The sequence below is a fragment of the Oceanicola sp. D3 genome (genome assembly GCF_006351965.1).
In the GTDB taxonomy this organism is placed as follows: domain Bacteria; phylum Pseudomonadota; class Alphaproteobacteria; order Rhodobacterales; family Rhodobacteraceae; genus Vannielia.
On record NZ_CP040932.1, the window covers coordinates 168,706 to 184,058 of the forward strand.

A 15,353-nucleotide genomic window follows, 5' to 3' on the forward strand; every position below is an offset into this window, starting at 1 on the left:
CAGACCGTTTGGCAAGTTCTATCGGCCCGTAACCGGGAGTCCGCATCATGCGTCTGACGAAAATCGAAACCTTCGCCACCCCCGATGTGGGCTTCGTGCGTGTCACCGATGAGATGGGCCGCGAAGGCTGGGGGCAGGTCTCCACCTATCAGAGCGACATCAGCGCCGCCGTGCTCCACCGGCAGGTGGCACCGCATGTGCTGGGCGTGGTTTTCGACCCTGACACAGGCCAGGATGACCTGTTTCAGCGTGCGTGGGAGAAAGAGCACAAGTTTCCCGGCTCATACATGTGCCGCGCCATCGGCGGGGTGGAAACCGCCCTGTGGGACTTGCGCGGCAAGGCGGCGGGCAAGCCGGTGGCCACGCTGCTCGGCGGCAGCCCGGGCAAGCTGCGTGCCTATGCCTCCTCGATGAAGCGCGACATCACGCCCGAGGCCGAGGCAGAGCGCTTTCGGCGGTTGCGGGGCGAGCAGGGGTTTGATGCCTTCAAGTTTCGCATTGGCGCCGAATGTGGGCGGAATAGAGACGAATGGGAGGGCCGCACCGAGGCGATCATCCCCGAGATTGCCGCCGCGATGCGGGGCGAGGATGTGGCGCTTCTGGCCGATGCCAACTCCTGCTACGCGCCCGCCGAAGCCATGCACTACGGGCGGATGCTGCAGGATCACGGGATCACCCATTACGAGGAGCCCTGCCCCTATTGGGAGCTGGAACAAACCGCCGAAGTCACCGCCGCGCTGGAGATCGACGTAACCGGCGGCGAGCAGGACTGCTGGCTGCCAACATGGCGGCGGATGTTCGAGCTGAAGGCGGTCAATGTGGCCCAGCCGGATGTGCTCTATCTCGGCGGAATTGGCCGCACCTTGCAGGTGGCAAAGATGGCGGCTGCGGCGGGCCTGCCTGTTACCCCCCACGCGGCCAACCTCGGGCTGGTCACGCTTTTTACCATGCACCTCCTGCGGGCAATCCCCAATGCCGGCCCCTATCTGGAGTTTTCCATCGAGGAGGCCGACTATTACCCATGGCAATACGGCCTCTACCGAAATGATCCCTACCGCGTCGAGGGCGGCAAGGTGGAAGTCACCGATGCGCCCGGCTGGGGCGTAGAAATTGCGCCAGAGTGGCTGGAGGCGGCAGACTACAGGGTGAGCGAGGCCCCAGCGGGGTGATTGCGCAGACCCGGGGCGGCGGGCAGGATCACGGGATGAAGACAACGCCCTATTGGTGGGATAGCGCCCCGCCCGCGCCGATCGAACGGGGCCAACTCCCGCCCCGGGCCGATGCCGTGGTGATCGGCTCCGGCTACACCGGCCTGCATGCCGCGCTGCAAATCGCACGGGGCGGGCGCAGCGTTGTGGTGCTGGAAAAGGGGCAGGTCGGCGAGGGCTGCTCAACCCGCAACGGCGGCCAGCTCAGCTACTCGATCAAGCCCTCCCTGCGCGCCCTTACCGCCAAGCACGGGCCAGAGATGGCCGCCGCGATTCGTGCCGAAGGCCCCGCTTCGCTTGCTTTCACCGGCGATTTCATCCGCACCGAAGGGATTGACTGCGACTTTCGGCTTTGCGGGCGGTTCGACGGGGCGGCTACGGCGCGGGCCTATGTGGAGATGAGCCATGAAGCTGATGGCGAGAACATCATCGCCGTGCCAAAGGAGCGCCAGCGCGAAGAGATCGGCACCGATCTTTATCATGGCGGCATCATCTACAAGAATTACGGCGGGCTGGACCCGGGCCGCTACCATGCCGGGCTGCTGGAAAAGGCGCTGGAAGCTGGCGTAACGGTGCTGCCCCAATGCGGCGTCGAGGCGATGGACGAGGGGCCAAGCGAGGTCACCCTGCGCACCGCGCACGGCAGCATCTCGGCGGAGGATGTGGTGGTTGCCACCAACGGCTACACCCCCACGGCCACCCCTTGGCACCGGCAGCGGGTGATCCCCATCGGCAGCTACATCATCGCCACCGAGGAACTGCCGGAGGAGGTTATGGCCCGCCTCTTCCCGCACAACCGGATGTATTGCGACAGCCGCCGCGTGATCTACTACTACCGCGCCTCGCCCGACAGAAAGCGGGTGCTCTTTGGCGGTCGCGCGGCAGCGGGAGAGGCCGGCGCAGCGGTGGCAGCGCGGCGGCTGAGGGCCGAGATGGTGCGGCTCTTCCCCGAGCTTGCGAGCACCAAGATCACCCATAGCTGGATGGGCTTCGTCGCCTTCACCTTCGACAAGCTGGCCCATACCGCCGACAAAGGGCGCATTCGCCATGCCATGGGCTATTGCGGATCAGGCGTGGGTATGGCCTCTTATCTCGGCATGAAGGCGGGGCTCAGGGTGCTCGGCGATCCGGCGGGAGACACCGCGATGACGGCCCCCAGCTTCCCCACGAGACCGCTCTATTCGGGCGATCCATGGTTTCTGCCCGCTGCGGTTGCAAGCTATCGGCTGCTCGACCGCTTCGGTTTGTAACGGCTGTGTATCGGTTTGCCAGGATGCATGAAATGGACCTTTCGGACCAAACCATTCTGGGCTTCACTCTCCATCAGGCCCGCGTGAGACGGGCAGGAAAACCTATTAATGACCCCAACCGGAGGATCTGACATGAAACCAACCATCCGCGCCCTGCTCGCGGGCACTGCAATGGCTTTTGCCGCTGGCAGTGCCAGCGCCGAAACCCTGCGCCTGCTCACCTGGGGTGGCTATGCCCCCGAGGATGTGATTGCCAAGTTCGAAGAGGAATACCCCGATATCGACGTCGAGGTGACGCTCTCCAACAACGAAGAGATGATCGCCAAGCTGCGCGCCACCGGCGGCACCGGCTTTGACCTTGCCCAGCCGAGCCACGACCGGGTTTATGCCGCGCAGTTGGAATATAACATCTACAAGCCGCTGGATCTGAGCAAGATCAACACCGACGCGATGACGCCCAACCTGCTGGACGGCGTGAAGGCCAACACCACCATCGAAGGCGAGGTTTACTCGGTGCCGCACCAGTGGGGCACCTCCGGCGTGATGGCCAATATGGCCGAAGCGCCCGACGTGACCGGCTGGAACGACCTGTGCGACGAAAAATACGCTGGCCGCACCTCGATGCGTCTGCGCCGCACCATCCTGCTGGGCACCGCCTTCGGCATGGGCAAAGACCCGTTCGCCCTCTACTCCGACCCGGAAGCCTACCAGCAGATGCTGGACGAGGTGACCGAGAAGCTCATCGCCTGCAAATCGGTCATCAAGACCTATTGGAGCGGTGGCGACGACCTTTCGGCGCTGATGCTCTCGGGCGAGGTCGTGGTGTCTGAAACATGGGATTCCACCGCCTTCAAACTCTACGGCGAGAACCCCGATATCGTGTTCGTGCCGCCAGAAACCGGCGCGCTGGCATGGATCGACACCTTCACCATCCCGCGCGGTGGCGAGGCGGACGATGCGGCCTACAAGTGGATCAACTTCGTGCTGCGGCCCGAGATCACCAAGATGATGTCGGCCTCGACAGGCGCCATTGCCGCCGTGCCCAACGGGATCGACCTGATGCCCGACGACAAGAAAGCCGCGATTTCGGCAGGGTTTGATCAGGAAGACCTCGATAACCTGAAGTTCTTCGCCAACATCCCGCCGGGAATCGAAGACATGGAAGGCCTCGCGCTCGAGCGCATCAAGGCTGCCAACTGAGAGAACGGGCCGGGGCCTTGCGCTCCGGCCCTTTTTCATTGCGGGATGGCGGGACAAGTCCCGCCCTACGCCCGCCCGGAAGACAGAAAGACCACCCCCATGTATGACCTGAGCTGCACCGATCTGACCAAGAAGTTCGGCACCTTCACCGCCGTCTCCGATGTGTCGCTCGACATTCCCTCAGGCTCGTTCTTCTCGATCCTCGGGCCATCGGGCTGCGGCAAGACCACGCTGATGCGGATGATTGCGGGCTTCGAGAGCCCCACTGCCGGAGACATCCGGATCAAGGGTGAAAGCGTGCTCAACCTGCCGCCCAACCGGCGCAACGTGAAGATGGTGTTCCAGCACCTCGCGCTGTTTCCGATGATGAGCGTAGGCGAAAACATCGCCTATGGCCTGCGCTGCCGGGGCGAGCCGAAAAGCGAGATTGCCGGCAAGGTGGCCCGCGTGCTGGACCGGGTGGGCCTGCCCGGCACCGAAGACAAGAAGATCGAGCAGCTCTCGGGCGGGCAAAAGCAGCGCATCGCCATTGCCCGCTGCATGGTGCTTGAGCCCGATGTGCTGCTGCTGGACGAACCCCTTGGCGCGCTCGACCTCAAACTGCGCGAGCGTATGAAGATCGAGCTGAAGCAGCTGCAGCACCAGTTTGAAACCACCTTTCTCTACATCACCCACGACCAGTCGGAAGCGCTGGTTATGAGTGACAATGTTGCCGTGATGAACGCTGGGCGCTTCGAGCAGATCGGCGCGCCGAAGGAGCTTTACGATGCGCCCGCCTCCGGCTTCGTGGCCGGTTTCGTTGGCGATGCCACGGTGCTGGCCGGCAAGCTGGGCGAGGTCAAAGGCGGCGAAGGCCGGGTGGTGCTGGAGGGCGGCGGCGAGGTGATTGGCACCGTGGCAGACGGCGCAAAAAGCGGCGACGCGGTAGAGGTGTTCTTGCGGCCCGAAGCCCTGAGCCTTGGCGCGGGGGCCGAGGGCTGCACCCTGAAGGGCACGGTGGATAGCCTGCTGTTCAACGGCGCCGCCAGCCGCATCCTCGTCCGCGCGGGCAACGCGCTGATCGAGGTGGCGGACCCGGAGCAGCGCGCCGGGGCAACAGAGGGCGGCACAACAGACGTAAGCTGGGCACCGGACCGCGCCCGCATCTTTACCCGGAGGCCCGGCGCATGAGCCGCGACGCGGGAAAACTCTCTCTGATCCTGCTGTTCACGCCCTTTGCGCTGTGGATCGGCCTGCTGATTATCCTGCCGCAAATCGGCATCGGCTATGTCTCGATCCGCGAGAAGGTGGGGATCAACCAGTATGAATACGGGTTCAAGAACTACATAGATTTCATCACCGAGCCGGTCTATCGCAACACTCTGCTGCGCACGGCGTGGATGAGCATTCTCGTCACCGCTCTGGCGCTGGTGATCGGCTTTCCCATCGCTTGGTATATCGCCAAGATCGCCCGCGAACGCTCCCGCGCCGCGCTGTTCCTGATGTGCCTCATCCCTCTCTGGGTGTCGGACCTGGTGCGCGCCTATGGCTGGATCGTGCTGCTGCGCGAAACCGGGGTGATCTCGATGACGCTGGTGAAATGGGGCATCATCAACCAGCCCATCGAGATGCTCTACAACGACATGACGGTCATCATTGGCCTCGTTTATACCGTGATCCTCTTCATGATCGTGCCGCTGGTATCCACCCTGCAAGGCATGGACGACGCGCTGCTGGAAGCGGGGTATAACCTCGGCGGCTCGCGCATCACCGTCTTCCGTCGCATCATCGTGCCCTATGCGATGCCGGGCATCGTGGCCGGCTGCATCATCACCTTCATGCTGACGGCGGGCAGCTACCTGACGCCGATCCTGCTGGGAGGCAAAAACTCCAGCTGGTTCACCGAGCAGATCTACAACCAGTTCATCACCCGATATAACTGGGAGAGCGGCTCGGCCTTTGGCGTTTCGCTCCTCGTCTTCACCTCCTTCGTGGTCTGGGCCGGGCTCCGGCTGACCGGGCAGAGCCTGGCGACCACCGTGGCAAAGGAGTGAGCGTGATGCAGGGTTCTCGCGGCCTCATGTGGATTTACCGCTCTTACGTGGTGGTGTTCTTCCTCTACCTCGTCGCCCCGCTGGTTGCGGCGGGTGTCTTTGCCTTCAACGATTCCATGTTTCCCTCGCTGCCATGGAACGGCTTTACGTGGGATTGGTTCTTCTCGCCAAATGAGCCCAAGCTCGGCCTCTTCCATGACGACCGACTACTGCAGGGCATGGGCAACTCGCTCTACATCGGCGTTATCGTCGCCGCGCTTTCGGTGGCGGCGGGCACCTGCAACGCCTTCCTCTTCGTGCGCAAGGACTTCCGCTTCAAAAACGCGCTCTACGTGCTGATGGTCGTGCCGCTGGTGATCCCCGGCGTGATCCTCGGCATCTCGATCCTCGTTCTGGCCTCAACCATCGCCGGACTCGCCGACCAATGGTTTGGCGTGTTCCTCACCTCGCTCCGTCCGGGCATCCCGCTGGTGGTGATGGGCCAGTTCTCCTTCCTCGTCACGATCACCTCACTGGTCATCATCGCGCGGCTGGAAAAGTTTGACATCTCGCTCGAAGAGGCGGCGCTAAACCTCGGCGCCTCGCGGGCGCGCACCTTGGCAACCGTCACGCTGCCGTTTCTCTTTCCGGCGATGTTCTCGGCCTTCGTCGTGGCCTTCCTCGTGTCGTTCGAGAACTTCAACACCACGCTGTTCCTCGTCGGCTCCGATTCACCGCTGACGATCACCATGTATGACCGGATGGTGAAGGCGGGCAGCACGCCGGTGCTCAACGCCACATCGGTGGTGCTGATGCTCGGCTCCGGCCTGCTGGCGCTGCTCTCGGTCTTTGCCCAGCGGCCCAAAAAGCAGGCGTGAGTTACTCGAAGTAGGTGTAACCGTTCATCGAATTGCGGAAGGCCTCAATCAGCTTGCGGCCCTCCCGCGCATCAATCCCGCCCTCCGAAATGGCCGCATCCACCCGTTTGCGGAAGCCGCCGGAAATGTCGCGCGGGTTGTACTCAACGTAGCTGAGCACCTCCGAAATCGTGTCCCCCTGCAACTCTTCCACAAGGTCAAAGCCGCCATCGTCGCGCAGGGTGATGGTGGCCACGTTGGTATCGCCAAACAGGTTGTGCAAATCGCCCAGCGTCTCCTGATAGGCGCCGACAAAGAAGGTGGCAAAGTGGTAGCGTTCGCCTTCTTCCACCGCATGCACCGGCAGGGTGCTGGCGGTGCCGCCCTCCAGAATGAAGCGGTCAATCTTGCCGTCGCTGTCGCAGGTGATGTCGGCCAGAATGGCCCGCCGGTCGGGCACCTCGTTGAGCCGTTGTAAGGGCACCAGCGGGTGAAGCTGGTCAATCGCCCACACATCGGGAAGCGATTGGAAGAGCGAGAAGTTGCAATGGAGGATGTCGGCGGTGCTGTCGAGCTGGTCCAAAATCTCCGACGGGCCGCCGGGGGCCTCGGCAATGTCATGGATCCGCGACATCAGCCAAAGATAGATCCGTTCGCCGCGGGCCACCTCGCGCAGGCCAACCGCGCCCCGGCGGAACATGGCGCGCAACTCGTTGCGATAGTAGCTCGCGTCATTGATGCACTCCTGCAAGCGCTGCGGCTCCAGATAGGCGACAATGGCAGCAATGTCTGACACGAGGTGATGGTCGCCCGGCTCCGGCTCGGGCGCGCTTTCAACGTCATAGCGGGTGGTTTCCAGCACGTCGAAGACCAGCGCGGCAGAAAGCGCCACCACGCCGCGCCCGCTTTCGGTGACCAGCGTGGGGTGGGCCACGCCCGCCTCGTCCATCGCGTATTTCACGGTTTCCACGATGTTCGAGCAATATTCGGCAACCGAATAGTTAACCGAAGATTCCGTCGCCCGGGCCTCGCCGGTGTAGTCGATGCCAAGCCCGCCGCCGAGGTCGAGGTGGGTGAGCGGAACGCCCTCGCCCAAGAGTTCGGTGAAGTAGCGGCAGGCCTCCGAGGCGGCGCGGCGCACGTCGTTCACATCGGGGATCTGGCTGCCGAGGTGGCTGTGCTGCAGGGTCAGGCAATGCAGCAGGCCTGCCGCCTTGAGCTTTTCCACAGCCGTCACCAACTGCTCGGAGTTGAGGCCAAAGGCCGAGCGGTCGCCCGAAGAGGCGGCCCATGCGCCGCCGATCTGGTTGGTCAGCTTGATGCGCACGCCAAGCAGCGGATCTATCCCCAACTCCTTGGCGACCCGAATGGCGATTTCAACTTCGTTCAACGATTCCAACACGATATAGGTGTTAAATCCGGCCCTGCGGGACAGTGTTGCAAGGCGCACGAACTCTTCGTCCTTGGTGCCATTGCAAATGATCAACGCGTCCTTCGCCAGAGGCTGGCCAAGGGCGATCACCAGCTCGGGCTTGGAGCCCGCCTCCAGCCCGTAGCCCATCGGCGCGCCGTATTCCACCAGCCGCCGCACCACCTGCTCCTGCTGGTTCACCTTGATCGGAAACACCCCCCGGTAGCTGCCCCCGTAGCCGGATTTCTCGATCGCCTCGGCAAAACTGCCGGTCACCCGGCTGAGGCCGTATTCCAAGAATTGCGTCACCCGAAGCAGCACCGGCGTTTGTATCCCGCGCTCTGAAAGCGCGTTGACCACGCCGGGCAGGCTTACCGGCGTCGCCTTGGGGGCCAGCGGGTTGACGAGGCCGATCTCGCCGTTCTCCATCACCTCCACAAGGCCACGGCCCCAGCGGTTGACGCCATAGATGGCATGGGGGGCGGTTTGGCTTTCGGGCTGTGTCACCTGCGGCTCCTGCGGATATCTGCGGTTGCTGGCAGGATGGTAGAGCAACGGGGCGGCTCTGCAACGGGGCAAGTCGGGTCAGCCGGTGCAGGCGAGCGGTTTGGGCCTGCGAGGCAGCACAACGTGAATGGCGGTGCCCTCCGTGGTGCCCTCATCGCACCAGATGCGGCCGCCGTGCCTGTCGACGACCTTGCGGCAGGTGGCAAGGCCAAGCCCGGTGCCGGGGATGGCCGCGGCAACGGGCAGGCGTTTGAACGGCTCAAAGATGGTTTGCCGGTATTCGGGCGGCACGCCGATCCCCTTGTCCTCAACACTCAGCCGCACCTCCTCCGGGATTTCGCTGCAGTGGATCGTAATGTGGGGCGGGGCATCGCCCGCGTATTTGATGGCGTTGCCGATCAGGTTTTGTAGCAGCTGCACGATCTGCGGCATATGGCAGGTAAACCGGGCGCGGCCCTTGCTCACCACTTTCGCGCCGGTGCGCTCGATCTCTTCCAGCAGCACCGTCCGGGCCGCTTCGACCAATTCGTCGCTCGTCACCTCCTCTTCCGCGGTCTCATGGTCAAAATGCACGTGGCCGGCGAGGCTTGTGACCAGGTCATTCAGCCGGTCAGCCGATTTCCCGATTAGCTGAACATCCCGCCGCACGTCTTTGGCGGTGCCCTCGGCCAGATCCTCGTTCAGCTTGTCGACCAGAAAGCGCATGGAGCGGATCGGGGCTTTCAGATCATGCACCAGCACCTCGGAGAACACCGAAAGATCCTCGCGCTGCTCATCAAGCTGCCAGCGCATCCGGGCGAGCTTGCAGCCGGTCTTGATCACCCGGTCGAGCGCGGCGGGCGAGAGGTTGCGCTTGGGCAAATAGTCTATCGCGCCGCGCTGGATGGAGTCCTTGGCGATCTCCTCGTCCCCCTGCCCGGTCATCATGCAAATGGCGGCGCGGGGCCAGCGGCGACCGAGCGGAATAATCAGGTCAGCGCCGCTGGCATCCGGCAGCATATAGTCAAGAAACACCATATCGGGCGCGGGCAGGTCGCAGGCCATGGCGGCTTCGGCGTTCACAGCCTCATGCACCTCCGAGGGATCCTTGCGCTGGCCGAGCAGGCGGCGAAGCAATTTGCGGTCCCCCGCATCATCGTCGATCACCAAAAAGCTCAGCGTCATCCTCAGCCCTCGGAAAGCGGCGCCTCGCGCGACATGTCAGGGAGCACAACGATGCGCCAGAAGTGTTCTACCGTGTCGATCAGCTCCAAAAAGTCCGCCCCGGCGCGGCCTTTGATGATGTAGCCAGCGACGTTCTGGTCATAGGCGTGGAACACATCGGTTTCATCTTCCGAGGTCGAGAGCATGAACACGACAGCGCGGTGCAGGCGCGGGTCGGCGCGCAGCTCTTTCAAAAACTCATGGCCATTCATGCGCGGCATGTTGATGTCGAGCAGCAGCACGTAATGCTCGGGGGGCTTGCTCTCGCCCTCGCCGCGCAGAAAGGCGAGCGCCTCGATCCCGTCGCGCAGGCGGTGGATCGGGTTGGCGATATGCGATTTCGTGAGCGCGCGCACCACGGCCTTGGCATCGCCGTCGTCATCCTCGACAAGAACGATGTTGAGCAGGTTGTGTCGGGCTTCGAAGGGGCGGGGGCGCACGGCGTTCATGCTGCGATTTCCTCTTCTGGGGCGTGTTGCGCGCGCGGCCAGCGCATGCGGAAGGTCGTGCCACGGGTTCCCTCGGATTGAAGCTCTATGTCGCCGCCCACCACGGCGACATGTTTGCGCACAATGGCCAGCCCCATGCCGCTGCCTTCAACCTCGTCCCGGGGCCGCAAGGTCTGGAAGATCTGGAAGACCTTTTCATGGAAATCGGGGGCAATGCCCGGGCCGTCATCTTCGACGGTGAAGTGCCAGGCATCGGCGCGTTCCGCGAGGGTGAGCCGCACCTTGCCATCGGGCCGGTCGTGGTGCTTGAAGGCATTGCTGACGAGGTTGAGCAGCACCACCTGAAGTGGCATGCGCGGCAGGGTGACCTCGGCCCACGGCCCCTCGATCTCAAGCCGCATCCCCTCGGGTATGTGGAGCAACCCGCGCAGCTCCTCAATGAAGGCGGTGCCGGTGAGTTGCTCCTGAGACTGTTTGGTTCGGCCAATGCGGGAGTGTTCCAGCAGGTCGTTCAGCAGGTTTTCCATCCGTTTGGCGCGGCTTTGCAACAGATCGAGGCTTTCGCGGGTGTCTTCTGTCAGATGCGGATCCAGATCGTCTGCCAGCCAGCCCGCGGCATTCTGGATCACGCGAAGCGGGGCTTTCAGGTCATGGCTGGCGACATAGGCAAATTGGTCGAGCTCCTCGTTAGAGCGCCGCAGTGCCTCCACCAACTCGGTCGTCCGCATCTCGGCAGCGCGGCGGGCGGAGATATCGCGCACCATCCCGATGAATTTTACTTCGCCATCCAGTTCGGCGCGGCTGACCGAAATCTCGATGGGCAGGCCGCGGCCAGATTTGTGGCGCCCGTGAATTTCACGATTTTCGGCCATGCGGGCGCCCTGCGGCCCAACTCGGGACGCGCTGACATAGGCTTGATGAGTGTGCGCGGTGTCCTCAAACATCAGCACCGTCAGAGGCTTGCCGCGCAACTCCTCGGCGGCGTAGCCAAACATCTCTTCTGCCGCCGGGTTGATATCTTCAATAACGCCAGCCCCTGAAATGGTGATCAGCCCGTCGCCCACGTTGCGCAGGGTCCAGCTCAATCGCTTGTGGCTCTGCTCAACCTCTTGCGCCAACTCGCCAAACCGTTGCGCCAGTTCCGCTCCGAGCAGCTTGGTGATCGCTCCGGCGAAAAGCACGAGGAGCACGGTGATCAGCGAATGGCGCATAACAAGGCCGGCAGTGTCGCTGATGGCCGCGGTGGGGGCCCCGAATGTGAGCACGCCAAACTGCACCGGCAGCGGCCGCAGCCTGTCGATCGGAACGGTGTGCAGGTAAACAGTTTTGTCGTCCAGCTCGGCAAAGCTGTTCTGTCCCAGCCGAGCCCCCAACGCCTTGGCTTGCGGCAAAGGGGTGTAGCTTGCGTCCTCGTGATGAAAAAGCCGCGAACTGCGCCCGCCCGCTTCGTAAAGAAGGTAGTCTCCGGCGCTGTTCACCACGGCAACAGTTTGGTCATGCAGAACTTCTGGGTGGGCGGTTTGCAGCAGCATCTCGTAATCGGCATTGATGACAATCGCGCCAAGCAGCTGCCCTTCTGCATCGCGGATCGGGTGGATCAGGCGGATGGTCACCGGGCCATCGCGTTTGCCATGTTCCCGGTTGTAGGAGACACGGGAAAAATAGGCCTCGGAGGCCGGGTCGGCACGGAGCCGGGCAAGATAGGGCTCCTGCGCCTTTTGTTGCAACCCGGCCTCGGGCACGTGGGTGATTTCACCCGCGCGCTGATCAACGCGCACAGCTTCGCGCCAGCCGCCCTCAGCAAGGATAAGCCTCAGCTGGGTGTAATGCGGATGCACCTGCAGGTTATTGGCGAAGATCGTGGCCAAGCGCTTCTTCCATTGGTCGAGCGAAGACTCGTCCAGCAGATCTATCCCATCCGGCGCGGCAAGCGCCCGTTCTATCCCACCGATGGGCGGATATTTTGCAAGGATGGCACCATTGTCCTGCATGTCATGGAACACGCCCGAAATTTGCTCGGCATAGAATTGGGCGCGCTGCTGAAGCCGTAGCTCCTGCGCTTTCAACGCATCGGCTCGGGTGGTGAGCACGTGGTACGCGCCATAGAGCGCGCTGACGGCAACAACCACGCAAACAGAAATCAGCGTGAGCCGGGAGGTCAGGCGCTCGGCCGAAAGCATCCTTTGGGCCGCCCGCGAATTCTTCATTGGGCCTCCGGTGTTTGGGCCTAGACGGTGCCGTTGACGAGTTTGATGTTGCGCGCCGTCTCCAGCTTGCTCTGCTCGACGATGCTCGTGAGATCATCGAGGAAGACGACCAGATCCTTGCAGCCGCGCTCCAGCAGGGTCACGTGCTCGTCGCAGTCAGGCTCAACCTCCCCGGCCCGGACCTTGCGGATATGGGCGAGGGTGCCCGAGAGAATTTCCCGCATTTCCGGCCCGCAGGAGGTAAGAAACTGCGTGATCGTGTGCTTCATCTTCTCCTGAAAGGCGCGGGCATCAGAGATCGAGGCGTAGAACATGCGCCGCTCGAAGGCCGACACCATGGACTTGCGCAGGTTGTCGACAGACATTTCCTCCTTCACCAGATAGTCGGCGCAGCCCCGGCGCATGGCCTCCACGGCAATCGCGCGGCGGGTGACGGAGGTGAGCATGATCGGAATAACCTGGCTCTGCTCCTCATGGCCCAGCAGCACCTTGAGCGCATCCAGCCCGGTCTCCATGCCAAGGTTGTAGTCGATAAAGGCCACGTCAAAGGGCGTATCGAGCTTTTCGCGCATTTCGGCGATGGTGTAGGCCTCGGTCACCTCCAGATCGAGCCCCGCCCGCTCGCAGATGCGCTGCAGGCGAAGATGGTCGATATCGTCGTCGTCCAGCACCAGCGCGCGCAGGCGCATTGGCATGGCCGCATGGGCGGCTGGGGTCGGAAAGGGGATGGGCTGCGATGTCATGAACGCACTCCTGCATCTGGGGGCAAGCGGATTAGCAAGACTGTAGGGGGCGCTCCGTTAACATTCGGTTGCCATCTTGGGCACGCGAGCCTCGACTTTCTCTAAATCTCGCCACAGTTTGCGCCCCGCGTCATGAATCTGTCGCCCCCATGCCGGAGGATCAGGCCAATGCAGGAATTCAGCCGATATGCCGTCTATTACGCGCCGCCCGAGGGGCCGCTCGCCCGCTTTGGCGCGCAATGGCTGGGGTGGGATGCCGCCGCGGGGGCCGAGGTGGCGCAGCCTGAGAAAACCGGCCTTGATATGCGGGCCATCACCAAGGCGCCCCGGGCCTATGGCTTTCACGGCACCATCAAGCCCCCGTTCCGGCTGGCCGAGGGCCAGAGCGCGGCGGCGTTGGAAGCGGCGCTTGCAGAGTTTTGCGCCGGAGCCGCGCCGGTGGTGCTGGAGGGTCTGACGCTGGCGCAGATCGGCAGCTTTCTGGCATTGGTGCCCGAGGGCGATGCAACCCCGCTGGCCGCGCTGGCCGGGCAGGCTGTGCAGGCGCTCGACCGCTTCAGGGCGCAGCCCGGGCCCGAGGAGCTGGCCCGCAGGCGCGGCGCGGGCCTCACCCCTCGGCAAGACGCGCTGCTGCTGCGCTGGGGCTATCCCTATGTGATGGAGGAGTTCCGCTTTCACCTCACGCTCACCGGCAAGCTGGCCCCGCCTCAAGCCGAGGCCGCAGAGGCGGTGCTGCGGCAAGAGCTGGAGGGCCTCCTGCCCCGCCCCTTTCCCATCGACGCGCTCTGCCTGTTTGGCGAAGGCGCAGAGGATGGCCGCTTTCGCCTCATCTGCCGCTTTCCGCTCGGTGCCGGGCAGGAGGGCGGGGCGCGGGCGCGGTGAGTCCGCCCGCCTCTCCCTCCCGTGCAACCGCACCCAAACACCCAACAAAACCCCATCCCGCCTTGTAGCCCTGCGCATGTGGGCATAGAGCGAAACCGAACAACGGAGGCGCATATGCTTGGCAAAACCCCTGACCTGATCGAAGACGTGCGGGCGCGGTTCGCCCATGTGGAGCGCTGCCCGATCACCGGCGAGCGGATCTTCTTCGAGAACGCGGGCGGGGCGCTGACCCTCAAGTCGGTGGTCGAGACCACTGCCAAATTCGCCGCAATCCCCGATAATCAGGGCCGCGATAACCCGGCCTCGGCCCATCTCATGGAGGTCATCGCAAAGGCGCGGGCCGATGCAGCGACCTTCTTCAATGCCGACGGCGGGCAAGTGATTGTGGGCGAGAGCGGCACCGAGCTGCTGTTTCGTCTCGCCCGCGCCGCCTGTGCCGGTCAGCCCGCGGGCAAGGTCATCAGCTCCACGCTGGAACACCCCGCCAGCCGCTCTGCCGCAGCGCTGGGGGCCGAGGCCGCCGGGCTGGAGCACATCGTGGTGCCCCATGACAACGCAACCGGCACCATCGGGCCAGCGGCCTATGCCGCCGCGATGAGCCCGGATGTGCGTGTGGCCACCATCGTGCATGCCTCTCCTGTTACCGGCATGGGCACGGATGTGGCCGGGATCGCGGCCCAAATCCGCGCCATTGCGCCCGAGTGCCTTATCCTCGTCGATGGCATCCAGCACGCCGCCCACGGCCATGTCGATATCGCCGCTGCCGGCGTCGATGGCTACGTGGTCTCGCCCTACAAGATGTTCTCGCGCCACGGCTTTGGCCTCGCCTGGCTGTCTGACAGGCTGGCCGCCCAGCCGCATGACACGCTTCAGGGCGGCGGCGGATGGGAGCTTGGCACGCGGGACACCGGGGCCTATGCCGCCTTTTCGGATGTGATCGACTATTTCACATGGCTCGGCGGCGCCTTGGGAGAAACCGGCGACAAACGCGCCAAGATAGAGGCCGCCGCCGCCGCGATCCACGCCCATGAGACAGACCTGACCAACGCCATGCTGCACGGCACCGGCAACCAGAAGGGGCTGGCCGAGCTGCCCGGCGTCACAATCATCGGCGGGGTCGACAACCCGGCACGCGAGGGGCTGGTCTCTCTCACGCTCGATGGCCTCTCCGCCGAAAGCCTCGTTTCGGCCCTGCGCGAGCGCGGCATCCGCACCCACGCCCGCAAGGCCGACCATTACTCGGGCAACGTGCTCACCCCGCTGGGCCTGCCCGGTTGCGTGCGGGTCTCGATGTGTCACTACAACACCGAAGGGGAGGTTGCCGGCTTCCTCTCGGCCATGGCGGAAATCGCAGAAGGCTGACACACGCTTTACGGGAATCGGCACAGGGCCTATACTGCCTGCATTGATCTTTTCCTTTTGAA

13 protein-coding genes are annotated in these 15,353 nt (G+C 63.7%); 8 read left to right on the forward strand and 5 right to left on the reverse strand.

Annotation, left to right across the window (positions count from 1 at the left end):
• The first annotated feature begins 47 nt into the window (after positions 1-47).
• The 6 genes from FHY55_RS00890 to FHY55_RS00915 all read left to right on the forward strand — a co-directional run bounded on the left by FHY55_RS00890 (position 48) and on the right by FHY55_RS00915 (position 6,548).
• Entirely contained in the window at positions 48-1,169 is a 1,122-nt protein-coding gene (locus FHY55_RS00890) for a mandelate racemase/muconate lactonizing enzyme family protein (protein ID WP_140012392.1), read from the forward strand.
• 35 nt (positions 1,170-1,204) lie between these two features.
• Positions 1,205-2,458: an FAD-binding oxidoreductase gene (locus tag FHY55_RS00895; RefSeq protein WP_140012393.1), complete on the forward strand. Its 1,254-nt coding sequence runs from the start codon at positions 1,205-1,207 to the stop codon at positions 2,456-2,458.
• 132 nt (positions 2,459-2,590) lie between these two features.
• Positions 2,591-3,658 (forward strand): extracellular solute-binding protein, encoded by a 1,068-nt coding sequence (locus FHY55_RS00900; RefSeq protein ID WP_140012394.1) that lies wholly within the window; start codon positions 2,591-2,593, stop codon positions 3,656-3,658.
• 45 nt (positions 3,659-3,703) lie between these two features.
• Complete coding sequence (locus FHY55_RS00905) at positions 3,704-4,828, forward strand: ABC transporter ATP-binding protein (protein WP_140012395.1); 1,125 nt, start codon at positions 3,704-3,706, stop codon at positions 4,826-4,828.
• The gene (locus FHY55_RS00910) at positions 4,825-5,691 is read left to right on the forward strand and encodes an ABC transporter permease (protein WP_140012396.1); all 867 of its coding nucleotides are present in this window, start codon (positions 4,825-4,827) and stop codon (positions 5,689-5,691) included. Before FHY55_RS00905 ends, FHY55_RS00910 begins: the two co-directional genes overlap by 4 nt.
• A 5-nt stretch (positions 5,692-5,696) precedes the next feature.
• Positions 5,697-6,548, forward strand: a complete 852-nt coding sequence (locus tag FHY55_RS00915; protein ID WP_140012397.1) for an ABC transporter permease — start codon at positions 5,697-5,699, stop codon at positions 6,546-6,548.
• 1 nt (position 6,549) lies between these two features.
• Here the strand turns inward: FHY55_RS00915 and speA are convergent, their stop codons facing one another.
• The 5 genes from speA to FHY55_RS00940 form a co-directional block, all read right to left on the reverse strand.
• Positions 6,550-8,445, reverse strand: a complete 1,896-nt coding sequence (gene speA, locus FHY55_RS00920; RefSeq protein ID WP_140012398.1) for a biosynthetic arginine decarboxylase — start codon at positions 8,443-8,445, stop codon at positions 6,550-6,552.
• A gap of 78 nt (positions 8,446-8,523) precedes the next feature.
• Positions 8,524-9,609, reverse strand: a complete 1,086-nt coding sequence (locus FHY55_RS00925; RefSeq protein ID WP_140012399.1) for an ATP-binding protein — start codon at positions 9,607-9,609, stop codon at positions 8,524-8,526.
• A 2-nt stretch (positions 9,610-9,611) separates the two neighbouring features.
• Complete coding sequence (locus FHY55_RS00930; RefSeq protein WP_140012400.1) at positions 9,612-10,097, reverse strand: response regulator; 486 nt, start codon at positions 10,095-10,097, stop codon at positions 9,612-9,614.
• Positions 10,094-12,304: an ATP-binding protein gene (locus FHY55_RS00935; RefSeq protein ID WP_140012401.1), complete on the reverse strand. Its 2,211-nt coding sequence runs from the start codon at positions 12,302-12,304 to the stop codon at positions 10,094-10,096. The genes FHY55_RS00930 and FHY55_RS00935 overlap by 4 nt, the downstream gene beginning before the upstream one ends.
• A 20-nt stretch (positions 12,305-12,324) precedes the next feature.
• Positions 12,325-13,047, reverse strand: a complete 723-nt coding sequence (locus FHY55_RS00940) for a response regulator (RefSeq protein WP_140012402.1) — start codon at positions 13,045-13,047, stop codon at positions 12,325-12,327.
• 168 nt (positions 13,048-13,215) lie between these two features.
• On the opposite strand from FHY55_RS00940, the gene FHY55_RS00945 reads away from it, so the two are divergent.
• Together FHY55_RS00945 and FHY55_RS00950 are read left to right on the forward strand one after the other, a co-directional pair.
• A complete protein-coding gene (locus tag FHY55_RS00945; protein WP_140012403.1) occupies positions 13,216-13,929 on the forward strand; it encodes a DUF1045 domain-containing protein in 714 nt (237 codons plus the stop codon).
• A gap of 114 nt (positions 13,930-14,043) precedes the next feature.
• Complete coding sequence (locus FHY55_RS00950; protein WP_140012404.1) at positions 14,044-15,291, forward strand: aminotransferase class V-fold PLP-dependent enzyme; 1,248 nt, start codon at positions 14,044-14,046, stop codon at positions 15,289-15,291.
• Positions 15,292-15,353 lie beyond the last annotated feature (62 nt).